This window comes from Pediococcus stilesii (assembly GCF_001437075.1).
GTDB classification, from domain to species: Bacteria; Bacillota; Bacilli; order Lactobacillales; family Lactobacillaceae; genus Pediococcus; species Pediococcus stilesii.
In genome coordinates this window covers 1-13,332 of record NZ_JQBX01000015.1, presented here as the reverse complement: position 1 = coordinate 13,332, position 13,332 = coordinate 1, and the positions used below count along the sequence as shown (strand labels likewise).

At 35.1% G+C, this 13,332-nt stretch carries 13 protein-coding genes and 1 pseudogene; 9 read left to right on the top strand and 5 right to left on the bottom strand.

The genetic code is table 11. The annotated features are described in order from the left end of the window. Nucleotides 1-5 precede the first annotated feature (5 nt). From IV81_RS09635 to IV81_RS09595, 7 genes are all read left to right on the top strand, one after another. Complete coding sequence (locus tag IV81_RS09635; RefSeq protein ID WP_420848348.1) at nt 6-161, top strand: hypothetical protein; 156 nt, start codon at nt 6-8, stop codon at nt 159-161. Between the two features lie 204 nt (nt 162-365). Continuing rightward, nucleotides 366-1,796, top strand: coding sequence for a helix-turn-helix domain-containing protein (locus IV81_RS07090; RefSeq protein ID WP_057803704.1), 1,431 nt, complete (start codon nt 366-368; stop codon nt 1,794-1,796). Nucleotides 1,797-1,951: 155 nt separating this feature from the next. Next, nucleotides 1,952-2,167: a hypothetical protein gene (locus tag IV81_RS09550; RefSeq protein ID WP_236696845.1), complete on the top strand. Its 216-nt coding sequence runs from the start codon at nt 1,952-1,954 to the stop codon at nt 2,165-2,167. 117 nt (nt 2,168-2,284) lie between these two features. After that, nucleotides 2,285-2,539, top strand: a complete 255-nt coding sequence (locus IV81_RS09545; RefSeq protein WP_236696844.1) for a hypothetical protein — start codon at nt 2,285-2,287, stop codon at nt 2,537-2,539. Nucleotides 2,540-2,714: 175 nt separating this feature from the next. Next, nucleotides 2,715-3,587, top strand: a complete 873-nt coding sequence (locus IV81_RS07080) for a WxLIP family cell surface protein (protein ID WP_269083943.1) — start codon at nt 2,715-2,717, stop codon at nt 3,585-3,587. 212 nt (nt 3,588-3,799) lie between these two features. Then, nucleotides 3,800-5,092 (top strand): hypothetical protein, encoded by a 1,293-nt coding sequence (locus IV81_RS07075; protein WP_157059760.1) that lies wholly within the window; start codon nt 3,800-3,802, stop codon nt 5,090-5,092. A gap of 204 nt (nt 5,093-5,296) precedes the next feature. Then, entirely contained in the window at nt 5,297-5,428 is a 132-nt protein-coding gene (locus tag IV81_RS09595) for a hypothetical protein (RefSeq protein ID WP_269083942.1), read from the top strand. Nucleotides 5,429-5,557: 129 nt separating this feature from the next. Here IV81_RS09595 and IV81_RS07070 read toward each other — a convergent pair whose 3' ends face one another. Further along, on the bottom strand, nt 5,558-7,009 hold the full coding sequence (locus IV81_RS07070) for an MFS transporter (protein WP_057803699.1): 1,452 nt from the start codon (nt 7,007-7,009) through the stop codon (nt 5,558-5,560). A 138-nt stretch (nt 7,010-7,147) separates the two neighbouring features. On the opposite strand from IV81_RS07070, the gene IV81_RS07065 reads away from it, so the two are divergent. After that, nucleotides 7,148-7,576, top strand: a complete 429-nt coding sequence (locus tag IV81_RS07065; protein ID WP_057803698.1) for a MarR family winged helix-turn-helix transcriptional regulator — start codon at nt 7,148-7,150, stop codon at nt 7,574-7,576. An 87-nt stretch (nt 7,577-7,663) separates the two neighbouring features. Then, entirely contained in the window at nt 7,664-8,158 is a 495-nt protein-coding gene (locus tag IV81_RS07060; RefSeq protein ID WP_057803696.1) for a phosphatidylglycerophosphatase A family protein, read from the top strand. A gap of 310 nt (nt 8,159-8,468) precedes the next feature. Here IV81_RS07060 and IV81_RS07055 read toward each other — a convergent pair whose 3' ends face one another. The 4 genes and pseudogenes from IV81_RS07055 to IV81_RS09630 form a co-directional block, all read right to left on the bottom strand. Further along, on the bottom strand, nt 8,469-9,620 hold the full coding sequence (locus tag IV81_RS07055; RefSeq protein WP_057803694.1) for a DNA/RNA non-specific endonuclease: 1,152 nt from the start codon (nt 9,618-9,620) through the stop codon (nt 8,469-8,471). A gap of 179 nt (nt 9,621-9,799) precedes the next feature. After that, a complete protein-coding gene (locus IV81_RS07050; protein WP_057803692.1) occupies nt 9,800-11,194 on the bottom strand; it encodes an SNIPE associated domain-containing protein in 1,395 nt (464 codons plus the stop codon). 1,087 nt (nt 11,195-12,281) lie between these two features. Continuing rightward, nucleotides 12,282-13,025 carry a tyrosine-type recombinase/integrase gene (locus IV81_RS07045; RefSeq protein ID WP_057803691.1) on the bottom strand — a complete coding sequence of 248 codons (744 nt, stop codon included), beginning with the start codon at nt 13,023-13,025 and terminating at the stop codon, nt 12,282-12,284. 33 nt (nt 13,026-13,058) lie between these two features. Next, a pseudogene (locus IV81_RS09630) lies at nt 13,059-13,166 on the bottom strand (hypothetical protein); the annotation flags it as partial. Between the last annotated feature and the right edge of the window lie 166 nt (nt 13,167-13,332).

Here is a 13,332-nt window from a genome sequence, read left to right as displayed (position 1 = left end):
AAACGATGCCGGAATTGCTGCCACTCTACCTCCAGACGGTTCCAAACTATCAGCAGGTATGGGACGCAATTGGACCAACTTTAACGGTTTTTGAGCTTATACCAGAACAGATTTATGTTGATGCAGGGTTAGGCCAAAAGAAGGAAATATTGCAATTTTAGTATTTTTTTAAAACAATTAAAATTTAATAATTTTTATTAAAAAAGCAGAGTATCTGATAAATGCTGGATAAAGCATACTGATTCTCTGCTTTTTTTGTCCCCAAAAATGTTGGCTTATAACTTAATTAAGGTACTTGTTATTGGTTGCGTAAGTTATGCATAATCCGATATAAATAGTAATTGTGAGTTGGAGGTGAAAAGTGGATGAAAATAATTAATCTTTTGTCCCCCCGTGACCAAAAAGTGGTTGCATTTGTTGAAATATTACTAGATAAGTCCACCATTACGAAATATGAATTATGTGACAGGCTTAACTGTACACCGCGAGCACTGGACACTTTAATTAAAAATGTTAAACAAGATTCTTTTTTTGGAGAATATAATGTTTCAATTCAAGTTGCGCATAAAAAGGTCTTTTTTGACCATCCGAGTGCATTTGAATTTCAAATAATGGTTGCACACTATTCGAAACGATCGACAAAATTTCGGATTTTAGACTTCGCTTTTAAGGATAAAGTATTTAGTTTGCCGGGATGCTCGCAACTATTTATTAGTAAAACGGAATATTACAGACAAACAAAAGAACTAAATGACATTTTGAAGTTACTTCAGCTTGAAATTCGGAAAGGAAGGTTAGAGGGACAGGATTGTCAAAAGGTTATTCTGTTTGATGAACTTTATTCTTTAATAAATGAAACCGATGAGGCGTCGATTTCAAATGCAAAAACGATTTTACAACGTTTCGGAGAGCCGTTAACCGACAAAAAAACGTTAAAATTGAGTACTTACATTTATGTTTTAGATCGGATTGTAAAACAGCAAATAGCATCACCATCAAGAGAACATCAAGAGATTCATTGGCAAGAACCAATTTCAAAATATCTGGCGACTTTACAGGCGGTTTTAAATATTAACGATGCAAAGAAGAAGCACAAAGTGTATGACATGCTCTTTATTTTTATTATTAGCCACGTTGCCAGCCCATCTGGGAAGTTAATTCAAGACTGGGATGTATTTGTAAAAAAGGATTTACCCGATTTATACGAAGGAATTCAGTGGTGGGAACATCAGCTACTAGAACATTTTGATTTAACATCTCAAATTGAAAATAACTTTTTAAAGGTAAATACTTTTTATTATTTTAATCCGGGTGGTGTCTGTCCAATGACGCTTAAACATCTCGACGTTGAAAATGATTTGCTCATTAAACGAGTTGTTGAAATTTTGAAAAAGCGTTTATCATTAACTCAACTTCATTTACATCAATTATCATATCCGGCAAAACAAATTCTAATTTATTTATACGTCCGGATGCTTTTAACGCTATTTCCTAAATCACAATTGACTTTAACGATTGGTTTAGATGTTAAATCTGCGGGAAAGTTATCTAAATACATCCATGCAACGGTTAAACTGTTTACGGATAATAAGGTTCAAATTAAAGCTTTAAATGAGCCATCTGATTTGCAGAATGTTGACTTGGTGATTTCAGAACAAAATGATTTTCATCTTATTGAAAATTCTGCTTCATTTATGGCATTTCATGGTTCTTATTCTGATTTAGCTGATTTGCCAACTTTACTTAATCGTTTAGCTCTAAAAAAATATGTTAGTATTTTATCTCGAGAACAATAAAATTGGTCTATATTAATATTCAGGTTTTATCATTACATTGAAAAGTCTCTGAATTTAGAATGCTAGATGCTTTTTATTGGGAATTTAAAGCAGATTGGACATGGTAGAATTATTGAGGATGCTTAATCCAACTACAAATGGAAAGGAATTTTTTTATGAGTAAGGGAAGAAATAAAACGATTGGTATAGCTTTTGCGGCGACATTGGCAATGAGTATATTACCATTGAGTGTTTTTGCTGACGATACCCCAGCGGGAACTGGACAGGGGACGACAACCGTGACGTTCAACGCGCCCAAGGGTGACCAATTAATTTTAAATGCGGTACCAAGTTTTGATTTTGGTAATAAAGATTTGTCTGCTAGTAAATGAGCCCTTAAGTGCAGATGGAAGCTCATCGTATGATGTCACCAATCTGACTGGAAATAGTAATGGGGTTATACGATTACTGCTTCGGCTAGCACGATGACTACTAAGGACGCTCCCGATTTGCCAATAAAGTCGCTCACAACAACGACGCTTGATGGTACACCGGATGAACTTACGGGTGGCCAAATTACAGGTTCTACGGATCTTAACATCTACAAAAAAAGTAACGTGGTCGCGACGGGTAACAATAACGCCAACGGCCGCTTAACTTCTGGGAAAACTAGTGCTTCATTAACTCTAGGACCGGCCGGTGTAAAAAGTGCAACATATAACGGAACGATTGATTATACAATTGCTGCCAACATCCAGCCTTAGTGGACAAGGTGTTGGTAGATGTGTAATAAAAAAAGAAACAGGTTAGAGCTGATTTTAGTGTTAGCAATCTTTTTTGTGATAGCTGGAGTGATATCTCCCAGGGCAATCCAGGCAGATTCTGGGGCAAAATTCAGCGTTTCGATTAATAATAATTCTCAACAGATAAGATCCTCAGCTGCCATATTTTAATTTAAATATGCAACCCAACAGTGGGACAAATTTATCGTTGAATATTTATAATCGATCCAAGAAGGCCGCCAAATTTACTGTTTGGGCGAATAAGGCAATTACAAATAATAATATGATAATCGATTATTCGGCAAGAAAAATAACAAAATCTCCGAATTTACCTAGTACACTAAATATTTATAAAATGATCTCTCCCAAAGTTCAGAACATCCAGGTTCCGGCCAATGGCACTAAAAAGATTGCTTTTAAATTAAAAATGCCGGATCAACAATTCAATGGGCGGTTATTAGGTGGAATTTATGTTCGAAAACAAATCGAGAAATCGGTTAAATCGGGATTTACGAATCGGTTTAATTTTGCAACCGCGATTGTAATCCGGCAAAACAATCGGCAAGTGAAGCCCGAGTTGAATTTGAACAAGGTTCGAATCAATAATCTAAATTGGACTAGGACTGTTGAAACCAGCACGCAAAATGTTTCAAAAACATATCTTTCACATGTCAAAACTGCTGCTAAAATTTATCCTGTTAAGAATCCAAAAAAGATTGTTATTCGACAAAAGTTGGACAACCGATCGATTGCTCCCAACAGTAGTTTTAATTATCAGCTTCCTTTGAAAAATCAAAAGTTGAAGCCTGGAAAGTATATTTTAGATTTAAAGTTTATTTCAAAAAATCCTGATCAAATATGGCATTGGAAAAGATCCTTTGTAATTACCAGTAAAAACGTGCAGGACGTTACAATACAGCATAATAATCACTTGTGGATATGGATATTACTTATTGCTTTAGCGCTAGTGATAGTTTTAGCTCTGTATTTATGGTGGAGAAAGTGGCGTCGGTATGAGAATAAACATTAGCGGAGGAGTATTTTTAAAAAAATTTATAGTTCATTTACTGATGTTTTTTTTCGATTATAATGGGATTTTTTATTATCAATGAGACCAAAATTAAGGCATCAATCATTCAGCAAAATTATAATACCTATACGGTTACCAGTGGCAATGATCTGTTTCAATTACTTGATAGTATTAGCGGGTACTGGAATTCAAGAGGAGGTCCGCCTGCAGATTTGAAAATCAATGTAAACCAGGCAATAACTTTACCTTTTGGACTTTATAATATTAATTCTAAAATTAAAAATGTAGAGGTTGATTTTGAGGGGCATGGATTTTACGTTGCTGATCAGGGCGGTTCGATAATCCGGATTCCATCGAGTAGTACAGCGAAAGTTAAAGTATCAAATCTTCATATTGAAACTAATGCAACAAGTAATTATGTAACTGGAATTCCAAATACGGCGGGGACAGGAACGGGAAGTGGTTATTATACAACGTACTTCGGTATGCTTTTCTCAGCTGACTTTGGGCCAGCCATCCTTGTTAAAGATTGTGCTGCAGAAATCACCTATAACAACGTTTACTATAATGTTCCAAATAATTTAGGATTTAATCAGCCCCTTTGTAGTTACTATGTTCCAATTAACTTTACAGGAGAAAATTACATTAACACGGCCGTGACTGGGCGGCAGGTGGGTGAAATTCCAAATATTAAAGTTAGTTCTGGTAACACGACGATAATTGGTGGCAACGGGCAGAGTTCAATGTTAGCTCTGGGGATGTTTTTACCATATTTTAATCAACTCAACAATAAAACATTCCAGATAGATGTTGCCGCGGGATCAACCCTATCCATTATTGATAATGATCGATCGGCTACAATGTTTCAATTCTATGGAACTAGTAATGCCATTGCAATCAATAATTCTGGTGTGTTAAATATGACTTCGAACATGGTTAATGCACCGCTATTTGGAAGCGGAAAGACAGGCATTAGTTTAAACGCACAGATCGGAGCCACAACGAATTTAAAGGCTATGGGACCAGTATTTGATGGCACCAAGATGGTAAGTAGTGCTGGAGTAAATGCAACACTAATGCCAAACTCCAAAACAGCCATCATCTCAACTAATTCCGCAGCGTTCAACAATTCTAAAAGTTGGCCAAGTAGCATTATTCAAATAATTATTGGCGCTAAATTACTCACATATGGTGGCGGACCAGGGCGTGGTGGAATCACCGATGCACCTAACCATGATATTCCACTGTCTTATTTAGGTTCAAGTTTGGTTCAGGGTTATAATCGCTCAAACATCCCGAAGATTCCTAAAAATACCGATGATTATGATTCTTTGATACCAAATGATTCTAAACTACTTCAAAATGGTAGCCAAGTGAGCTCGAACTCGATCACCAATCCATTTGATTCAGGCGTCTTGATTTCATCCACATTAACACCGGTCTTGATTGGAGACGGTAACTATGATTGGAATTATGATATTGATCAACCACCTGACAAAGATTAGTTTTTAACGAGAACATCTGGAGATAAAATTCGTTTCCAAGTTAACGATACGCGAGATACGAAACCAAAATTTCGAATTACTGCTGCGTACAAACCTAATCAAAATCAAACGTATTCCATGTGGTTTAAGCATAGTGCATCCGAAGACGTGTCTAAAGTTACCCAATTAAATTCAAATGAGCAAACCATCATGGACGGTAGCCAAATGCATGCACAGAATGGAGTATACACCAGTGATTTTGGTAACGATGCTGGACTAGTAATCCGTGCGAATAATCGTGCAACTGCTGGTAAATACAGTGGTGTGGTGGATTGGACAGTAGTGAATGGAATGTAAACACTAATTTACGTTAAAAAGTTTTTTTTAAGAAAATGCTAAAATTAAAATATTAATTCAAGTAAAATTATACAAAAGAACGACTCTTTGTTAGAAATTTCAACAAAGAGTCGTCCTTTTTATTTTAAGTTAATCGAGCATTTTACGAAGCTTATCTCTGTAGTTAAAAATAAAGGCGATCACTATTAGACATAGTGCAAAAATAAATACCGTATGAATTGCGGTTAGTACGTCGAATCTAATTTTGCTTAGCATTTTTGCTGGAATCTGATTGGCATTTTTATGATTTAAAACTAAGTTCAAATCTTTTTTTGGCATATTTTGAGTCGTTAAATTAAAAATTAAACCATAAACGGATACCATTGTTGACTGACTTAAAGATCTTCCCAAAGTTAGTAGGGCGGTTCCAACTCCTTTCTGATTTTCAGATAGCATACGTGGACCAACAACCATATTAATTGTCACAACGGTTCCTAACAATAAACCAGAAATGGCGGTGAAAAAATAAAAGAACAACGTCGGAGTTGATAACGGAAGTAAGGGTAAAGTTACATATAATATAAATGTTAGTGCAATGAAGAGCATTAGAGTACGACGAGCCGAGTATTTTTTTAGTAAATGTGCCGCTAATGAGGAACCGATAATCCACGTAAGGGCGCTTGGGATAATAACGGTTCCGGATTGCGACACGGGCATCGCGTAAAGCCCTTGTAGCCAAATTGGAAAGTAGACTGAATAACAGATTAAGACGCCGCTTAGGCAAGATAGACAAACAAACTGCGACAAGTATGTTGTGTTTTTAAATATTTCAAAAGGCACGACTGGGTCTGGATCTTGTCGTTCATGTTTGAAAAATAAAATTAAGATTCCCAATCCGAATAACAAAATTAAAAAGGATAGCGCAATATTTTTTAGTTCACCCATTTTTTGGAACCCGAACATAATTACTGATAAACTTAGCAGTAATAAGATGTTGGAGCTAACGTTAATACGAGGAAATGATTTTTTGGACGTGATGCTCAAACTGGTTATTACAATGATAAGAATGATTATAACCACCGGAACATTGATAATAAAAATCCAACGCCATGAAAATTTATCAACAATTAGACCGCCTAAAGTCGGGGCGGTCACTGCTGACAGCGCCCATGCAGTATTGTTCCATGCAATAATGGTGGCTCGCTTAGAATATTCAAAAATTTCGTTGATTAGAATGTATGTAATGGGCTGAATGCCACCAGCACCAATACCTTGAATAAAACGACTTGCAATTAGTAAATTTAAATCATTCGAAATACTGCAGAGAATTGATCCAACCAAAAAAATAATTAAACTTGCTAAAAAGACCTGTTTAACGCCAAACTGATCGGTTAATTTTCCATACAAGGGGGTTACAACTGCGCTGGATAGTAAATAAATTGATAAAATCCAGCTCATTGAATTTACACCATGTAAAGTGGAAGCAATTGTTGGGAGTGCAGTCGTCACGATAGTCGCCTCAACCGCAGTTATGAACGTTGCGAGAAAGATGGCAACGCATAGCAGTTTTGTCTTTATATCTGTATTTTTATCATTGATCATTACTATATCCCTCCAATTGTTTTTATAAGCTATTAGTAATATTACATGATGAGAGCATATCATTTTGAATAATACTTGACAAGTCTATTATTTTAGCTAAAAATAATTTTAATAATTAAAACAAGGGTGAAAAATTAAATGGAACTATATATGCTAAATAAATTTTTATCAGTCACTTATCGCCTAGCTCGGAGAAATCTCTCTAAGACCGTTCACAATTTTGGACTCAGTTCTACTCAGGCAGATATGTTATTGTATCTGGCAGATAATCCCGAATTAAACCAAAAGCAACTTGCGACCGCCATGGTATTAGATCCTAGCCTAATAGGCCGCGATATTTCCAAGCTGGAAGATAAAAATTTAGTTCGAAGAAGAATCGATCCGCAAGACTCGCGCTCTAGGGTTTTAATTCTCTCACAAGAAGGAATCAAAATTGTTTCAGTTTTAAGGGATAAGCTGACAAAATGGTGGAAGGATAATTTAGGTAAGTTTTTGGATATACCAACCGAAGATTTTTTTCAAATTATGAGCGAAATGTATTTGTCGACCAAAAAAGAAAACAATTAATTTTCCGTCGCTAAGATTGTTGTGTGATCACTGGATTAGTGGTAATTTGATAATAAGAATTATCTGGAAAGGGAAGGTGCATTATAGATGTTGGATAACTTTAAATATCCGGATACAGAAGCGTTTAAGTACGTCGAAGCGGAACTCCGTAAGAAGGGCGTTACTTTGCATGATATTGCCCAAATTACCTATGAAATTCAAAAAGGATTTTTACCAGAGGTGGATGTTCAAGAATACGAAGCAGCAACGATTGATGTAATGCATAAACGAGAACTTCTAAACAATGTGATGGTTGGTTTATATCTTGATAAAATGGCAACAGAAGGGAAACTGGACGAACCGTTGCAGTCAATTGTCGCGCATGACGTTGGCGTCTTTGGTGTGGATGAAACGCTTGCACTTCAAATTGCAAATATGTATGGATCAATCGGCGTCACAAATTATGGCTACCTGGATCGAATTAAACCTGGTGTTATTAGTCGTTTGGATACTTCAAAAAAGTCGGTCAATACCTTTATTGACGATATTGTAGGTGGTATTGCGGCGGCGGTTGCAGGTAAGATTGCGCATAAATACAGTTAATATAATCGTTAGTGAATTAATTCTGCAAAAAAGACCAGCTTTTAGGAACCTGTTCAGGTTTCTTTAAAAAGTTGGTCTTTTTGTTTGGCTTAGTTTTACAACGATTTTTCACTTTTTCTGGTTATGAGCAAATCATCGTACATCCGTACTTTGGATGGTCGTAATTATACTATGTTTGATATACAAATCGGTTCGTTTTTAGTTAATTCTTAAAGTTACATTTTTTCGCTACCATTAGTTTCAAATGTTGAATTAATTCCCACATACAGAGTCGAACTGTAACTAGTCACCGGAGTGGGAGATGCTAATTTTAAGGTTGAGCGTACTGGTTACCACGAATTGCTTGCGTAGCACCTTCAGCTTGCGCATTTGAGAGGGTGGTTAATTCGTAGTTACCGGGATTTTTAACCCTTGTATAATACTTTTGACTATTTGAAACAAAAACTTTTCCGGCCGGAGCAGTAGTCCAGCCACTTGCATCAGAAGTAGGGGTGGCAGTTGAATCTTCAGTTGAGCTACTCTGTGCTACTGAGTTTTCTGCGGTGCTCTGAGTTTCCGAGCTTTCTTTTGCAGACGCTGATGATTCACTAGCAACGTTATTTCCAGTTTCTTTTTGCGTGTTGGACTCACTGGATTGATCTAATTTAGTAGAGTTCAAGGTTGATATTATAGATCCCGTCAGATATTTAATTTTAGTACCTTCAACAGAATTAATTACAACAATTTCTTTATTCAAACTACCATCAGAAGATTTAATATCTACAACTGATCCACGAGGAATTTTTTCGTTACTTTTGTAAAGCGGGGTAGTTTCATACGAGACAGTACTTTTGGTATTTGCGTGGCTTTCCCAATATTTTTCAACGGTCTCTTCGGCGTGTCGCATACCACCATTTTGGGTTGCCCCAACGTTTTGCGGACGCGTACCAGTGGTAAAGTTATATTTTGAATCATAAGAATCCTTACCTAAGAGACTGTCTCCGATCGAATGACTACGGTTATAAAGGTACCCATGATAGATGCGACCAGTTAATTTATATTGAATGGCAACTTTATCATTGATATCAGGCCAAGCCGGTGGATCTAGGGGCTCACCTTGCCGACTTCCTTTGGATTCTTTATATTGGGTATATGTAAGAACTGCTTTGGCCTTCGCCGAACGACCCTTTTTATCAGATGAAAAATGATAATCGCCAGCCTTCATATGTTTAAATCCAACAAGTTCGGCTTTTCCATTATCCCAATAGTAATCACCAGTAGGACCTGCTGATTCTTTGGTAGTATATGTTACTAACTTTTTGAGAATTGCTTTATGCCTTTCTTTGACGGTATCCTTTTTGATGACCTTCGTTGATGCATTTACAGGCGTGACGGTATGAATATGCGAAAATACGGCTGAACCACCTGTCGCTATAGTAAATGCAGATAATGCAATTAACCCTAAAGTAGAAATTTTTTTCATTTCCACGGCTCCCATTTCATATTTACAGCTTTTTTAGTCCTCAGTGTTTGGACTTACTTCGAAAGCACTGTTACATCAACGTTCGTGTATGTTTTTATATATTGTATTCGACCTATATTAGAGCTTTGGTTTGCAATAAACACAGTTTAAATCTTTAGTGTCTGGATCGGATCAATAATTTAATTAACTTTCAAACTATCTCTGTATTCGATTGCTTCCGGTACCTCTTTAAAATCAATAGTTACATCAGAATATTTTTTTAATGCTTCTTTAACATCATCAATTGTGATTTTAAAGTATTCTTTTCTACTGTTTACCTTGTTGATTCTATTTTTAGCGAATCTTTCATGTAGTTCGCTTTCTAATTTATATGCATCGTAACTAAAAATTAATGCATGTACGTCAAATTTAAATGGAACGGATGCGCTGCCAAGTTCATCGATTCTATCCATAGGTTCTAATCGCCGAGTTACACCAATTTTAAAAACATCTTTGCCAAATGATCCTATATTAGAAATTATGTAAACATATCCAGCCGTTGCGTTAGCTTCACGATAATCTAAATCGCTTTTTTCAGAAGAAGCACTGTCAATTTTTTGTTGTAATCCTTCCAAGTCGTTTTTTAATTTTAATTGATCATTTTCATCTTGAGTAAGTTGTAATTTTTCTTCAAGTTCGGCATACATTTTTTCAAAGTGTGAAAGGTCCTTATCGATCTTTTTACGTTTAATACTGATTTCTTTTTGAAGGGCTTTTTCTTCACGTTCTCTTTGACGTTGTTCACGAAGCTCTTCTTTTTCTTGTTGTTTCTTTTCCGCATATTCAAATGCTAGGTGCAACTCTGAAAGTTTTAATTCAAGGTATGAGTAAGATAGTTCAACACCATTTTTTTCATTTAATTTATTTAATTGCTCGAATGATTTATTTATACGTTTTTCAACGCCGTCAAAATTAGAATAGGTAACTTTACTAATTGCGGCCTCGCATTCTCCATTAAATGTGCGGAGTAGTTGTTTTCCATTTTTATTTTGCATAGTACGACCTTTTGCCTGAGAATTATTAAAGGTCATTGGAAATGTAATATTAAAAGCAACTTTATTTTTGATTTCCTTTTTTTGACTTTTACGTACATCGTCAAGTTTTTCTTTATAATTTAAAGATGTTGTAAACTCATACCGAGGCTTATAGATACCAAAACTTTCTATTTCGATCTGTTCACTCAAGTCAATTATTTCATTTTTTAAAGACGCTTTTTTTGTTTCAAGGTTATCGATTTCTTGATTGGCCAAGCGTTTAATTTTGTTTACCGCCTCAATTTTTTCTTGCAAATTGGATAATTGTTCATTTAAAGTAGATTCTTGTTTTAAAAAAGCAACGTGTTTTTCTTCAATTAATGCATCTAACTCAAATGGTACCATTTCTTTTATTGATAGTTTTTCTGCAGCTTTTTTATTTGCTGTTGTAAGTTCGCTTTCTAAATTTAAAATTTTATTTGAAAGCTTCGTATTTGTTTCCTGTAATTTAGTAAGCTCGTCTTTTAATTTTTTGGTTTTAAAAATATCAGTTAATCCCATTTGTCCCCTCCAAAATATACAGCTTTTAATGTCTTCGGTATTTGGACAATATTTATGTTGAAATCTCTAAATATCTGAAGCGAGATCATTACTACTGATTTAAATTAGATCATCTAAGATCGGTTGATTCTAAAATTTATAGTGAGATAACAAAAAATTTTAATCATTTTCTATAACATAATGCGTAATTGTATTTATCGACATAAGTGGATGTTGTTATTAAAAATAAAATTCTATCAATTCTCTGAAATGGAAGCGTTAAATCATTGATATGATGAGTGATCATGTGTTAGAAATATTTAACGGTGACTATTATAAAATGATGGATCAGCTGTGAGTTCTAACTTTTAACATCTTTTTTGGTTTTTTCTTTTTAAAATATCGCATCAAAATCGATTAATTGCCCGTGGTTTTCATTTTTGCTTATTCGTTCTCCGTGCACGAAGATGCTTAGTCCTTTAGCTAATGTTGGTCTCGTAAATGCGAAGGTTTTGTCCTGAGGTAACTCTGTAATATTCTTTTTATAGTCGCGATTGTATACTCACGCATCGCGATATTCGCTATTATTTAAAATTCAATCAGAAAAATAAAGGAATAATTGTTAGTTATAACTTATTATCACATAAGATGTTAAAAGAGGGAAAGAAATTTTTCTTAGTTTGAAGTAGGGATTACGTTGCAATGTTTTAATAACTCAACGTGGGGATATGGGTGTCATCAAGTTCGCTTTTCCGGTGATCATTCAATTATCATAAAAGAATTAAAATAAGTATTTGAAACGATTCAAGAATATTTACGAATCTACACCAACGCAGGCTTAGTAGATGCTATTGAAATTGAGGGTGAAACAAAATAGGCTAAAATTAGACTTTACTTTTTAAACGTGCCGAAACCGATACTTAAATTGCTCAATTTAAATTAAATGAATTGCAAGGTAGGGGTGTGAACTTAGCCTAATTCTTGTTGCAATGACAGAAAAGGCTAAGAAACTTATACCAGAGGAGGAAGATGAATAATGCAAACGTTTATTAAAAATGTTCGCTATTCAGATAAGCAAGCGAAGTTCATCTTCTCACCGTTTAACCATCTATTTGATGTAGGAGACAGGTTTACCATTTATTTTAGTACAAACAAAATCGGAGTCAGTATATTTGTTTCCTAGTGCTAATTTTCTTTTTTGCTGCAATGTTTTTTGGCGATGTAATAATCTAACCAAAGTATCACTAATATGAATTGTGCGATAACTATTCTTTGTTTTGGGTGTAGTGATTTGTACAGTTTTAGCGGAGATTTGAATCATCTGTTGAGTTACCTTGATTGATTTACCCACCAAATCAACGTTTTTCCATTCTAATCCACAAACTTCGCCGCGCCTTAATCCAGTCCAAAACGATAGTTGTGCTGGAATAAAGAAAGCATCATCTTCTGCCATAAAACTTAATAACTTTTCATATTGATCAATGGATATGATTTTTAGATCGTCATGTTTGTTGGCAATTAATTCGTCAACAGACATTTGTCGTTTGGGGTAGGAAACAAGTTGAGCTGGATTAGATGATAATAATTCATAAGGAAAGACCGCCATACGTAATGCTTTTTTCAATACACCGATAATGATGGTCATTGAATGATTGCTAAGATTATAGTCTGTAAGCAGCGATTGCGAAAAATCTTCCAGAATCCTAGTTGTAAGAGATTTTAGAGGATAGTACCCAATCTTGGGGCTTAAGTATTTGTTTAAAACATTACGGTAATTTTCTTGAGTATTAAATTTTAATTTGGCTTCAACGTAGTTAGTAAACCAAAATTCTAAATAGTCATGTAGACTCATAGTCGATTCTAATCCCACCGACTGACCATTGTGATATCTATTCAACGCCTCGCGAAGAGAGTTTTGTGCTTCACTTTTTGATTGTCCGCCGTATCTTTCTATCTTGTGCCTTTTACCATCAATCCGAGCGGTATCAAATTGATAATACCACCGTTCACCTTTTTTCTAACTGATCCTTCCATATTAAAAATCATCCTTTCATAATTAGTACTTGATTATCCATTACGAACGTGTGTTCTTTTTGATTTCAAAAAAATAAGCCAATCGGCATACGTTCTAATTATGGCTGTACAATATTTGGTGTGAT

What these genes read in the sequence shown, in the direction of transcription:
- IV81_RS09635 (WP_420848348.1), top strand. Translation starts at nt 6, where the DNA reads ATGCCGGAATTGCTGCCACTCTACCTCCAGACGGTTCCAAACTATCAG.
- IV81_RS07090 (WP_057803704.1), top strand. Translation starts at nt 366, where the DNA reads ATGAAAATAATTAATCTTTTGTCCCCCCGTGACCAAAAAGTGGTTGCA.
- IV81_RS09550 (WP_236696845.1), top strand. Translation starts at nt 1,952, where the DNA reads ATGAGTAAGGGAAGAAATAAAACGATTGGTATAGCTTTTGCGGCGACA.
- IV81_RS09595 (WP_269083942.1), top strand. Translation starts at nt 5,297, where the DNA reads ATGCATGCACAGAATGGAGTATACACCAGTGATTTTGGTAACGATGCT.
- IV81_RS07070 (WP_057803699.1), bottom strand. Translation starts at nt 7,009, where the DNA reads ATGATCAATGATAAAAATACAGATATAAAGACAAAACTGCTATGCGTT.
- IV81_RS07065 (WP_057803698.1), top strand. Translation starts at nt 7,148, where the DNA reads ATGGAACTATATATGCTAAATAAATTTTTATCAGTCACTTATCGCCTA.
- IV81_RS07060 (WP_057803696.1), top strand. Translation starts at nt 7,664, where the DNA reads ATGTTGGATAACTTTAAATATCCGGATACAGAAGCGTTTAAGTACGTC.
- IV81_RS07055 (WP_057803694.1), bottom strand. Translation starts at nt 9,620, where the DNA reads ATGAAAAAAATTTCTACTTTAGGGTTAATTGCATTATCTGCATTTACT.
- IV81_RS07050 (WP_057803692.1), bottom strand. Translation starts at nt 11,194, where the DNA reads ATGGGATTAACTGATATTTTTAAAACCAAAAAATTAAAAGACGAGCTT.
- IV81_RS07045 (WP_057803691.1), bottom strand. Translation starts at nt 13,025, where the DNA reads ATGAGTCTACATGACTATTTAGAATTTTGGTTTACTAACTACGTTGAA.